Origin of the sequence: Micromonospora globispora, from assembly GCF_003857015.1 — a bacterium.
In the GTDB taxonomy this organism is placed as follows: Bacteria; Actinomycetota; Actinomycetes; order Mycobacteriales; family Micromonosporaceae; genus Micromonospora; species Micromonospora globispora.
Map to the genome: position 1 here is coordinate 1 of NZ_QGGF01000434.1, position 1,937 is coordinate 1,937.

Below are 1,937 nucleotides of genomic sequence, written 5' to 3' on the forward strand. Positions count from 1 at the left end.
CTGGGCACGGAGCAGCACACCGGGGAACCCTGGCCGGGCCCGGAGCAGCCGCCGCAGGCGGACGGGGCTGCCGGGTGCCCGGCGTCCGGCCACGGCAGGGCCGGCCCCGGCTCCGGGGTGGCCTGCTGGCGGGGGATGTCCTGGCCCGGCCAGAGGCCGTTCGGCTGCGACGGCCCGGAGGCGCTGTGGTGGTCTCGGTCGGCCGGCATGACCCTCCCTGGCTGACAGTGGCCCGTCACGGGGCGGTACGTCGGGGATTTCCCGCCCGACACTATCTCCCGGTCACCTGGGCCGTGGGGACAGCAACACTCACCCGAACGCCTCGGTGGCGTTGCCGCTATCCGTCGAAGCGGGCATCTCGACCCGCTCCGCGCCGGGGCGTCGGCCGGGCCACCGTCCACGGTGGTCCGCGCCGGCCGGGCCCGCGGCGGTTCGGACGGCGCCTCGGAGAGAACCCGGCCGCCACCGGGCCGGGGCGGTCGTCACCAGGCCGTACGAGGCCCGGTTCCGGCGTCCTTGAGGGCAGCTCGCGAGCCTCCTTCGGATCTCCGGTGGTCCGGTCGGCCGGTTCGGCTGCCCGCATGTTGAACTTCGCGTGTATGCCGGCCGAACCGGCCAGGGCAGGCCCTAGGCTCGTGCGCATGACCGCCGAGCAGCTGATCTCCTTCGCCCGTGGCGCTCCCTCGCTGGACATTGTCGATGTCGAGGGGCTCAAGGCCGCCGCCGTCCGCGCCTTCGACGCCGACCCCGCCGGGGTCACGGCGTACGGCACCTCCGTCGGGTACCCGCCCCTTCGGAAGTGGATCGCCGAAAAGCACGGCGTCGAGGCCGACCAGGTGCTGATCACCAACGGCTCGCTGCAGGCCGACGCCTTCCTCTTCGACCACCTGGTCCGGCGGGGCGACGCGGTGGTCGTCGAGCGCCCGACGTACGACCGGACGCTGCTCAACTTGCAGAAGATGGGTGGCGAGATCCACGGCGTCTCGATCCAGCCGGACGGCCTGGACACGGCCGAGCTGCGCAAGCTGCTGGAGTCGGGGGTGCGCCCGCGGCTGGCGCACGTCATCCCGAACTACCAGAACCCGGCCGGCGTGACGCTCTCCCTCGACAAGCGCCGGGAACTGCTCGAGCTGGCGGCCGAGTACGACTTCACGATCTTCGAGGACGACCCGTACGCGGACATCCGGTTCCGGGGCGAGCAGCTGCCGTCGATGCTGTCGATGGACAGCCGGGGCGTGGTGGTGCACGCCTCCAGCTTCACCAAGACGGTCTGCCCGGGGGTGCGGGTCGGTTACCTGGTCGGTCCGGCCGAGCTGATCGCCGCGATCGCGAAGAAGGCGACCAACCTCTACATCTCGCCCGGCATGGTCTCCGAGGCGATCGTGCACCAGTTCTGCGTGTCGGGCGACGTCGAGCGGTCGATCCGGAACGTGTCGGCCGCCCTCGGCGAGCGGGCCGGGGTGCTCGCGGAGTCGCTGCGCCGACACATCCCGGAGGCCCGCTTCGTGGAGCCGGACGGTGGCTACTTCCTCTGGGTGGAGTTGCCGCAGGACGTGGAGGTGGACCGGCTCGCCCCGGCCGCGGCGGAGCGCGGGGTGGCGGTCGTCAAGGGCAGCGACTTTCTGCTGGACGGCGGTCGGCACGCGCTGCGGCTGGCGTTCTCGGCGGTGACCGCGGACCGGATCGACGAGGGTGTCCGTCGGCTGGCCGAGGCGATGGAAGCCGTTCGCGCCTGAATTTCTGTCGGGTTTCCGACAATAAGGCGATGCCGACCGGCTCGGGTCTCCCCCTGGGCCGGCCGGCGGCCCACAATGCTGCGAGCGCCGGTCACCTCACCCGGTGACGGGTCCGACGCCCGGGAGGGCATGCGTCCGCCCCCGCCCGGACTACCGGCGCGCGCAGCACAACTCCCGCCCCCACTGGTGCCGGGTGGGCCG

General features: G+C 72.7%; 1 protein-coding gene and 1 pseudogene. One reads left to right on the top strand and one right to left on the bottom strand.

All coding sequences use genetic code 11. From position 1 onward, the window contains the following. Nucleotides 1–209: pseudogene (locus DKL51_RS35840) on the bottom strand (hypothetical protein); the annotation flags it as partial. Nucleotides 210–641: 432 nt separating this feature from the next. On the opposite strand from DKL51_RS35840, the gene DKL51_RS23345 reads away from it, so the two are divergent. Continuing rightward, on the top strand, nucleotides 642–1,736 hold the full coding sequence (locus tag DKL51_RS23345) for an aminotransferase-like domain-containing protein (protein WP_109942713.1): 1,095 nt from the start codon (nucleotides 642–644) through the stop codon (nucleotides 1,734–1,736). Nucleotides 1,737–1,937 lie beyond the last annotated feature (201 nt).

Coding starts and splice junctions, on each gene's coding strand:
- DKL51_RS23345 (WP_109942713.1), top strand. CDS start 642: ATGACCGCCGAGCAGCTGATCTCCTTCGCCCGTGGCGCTCCCTCGCTG.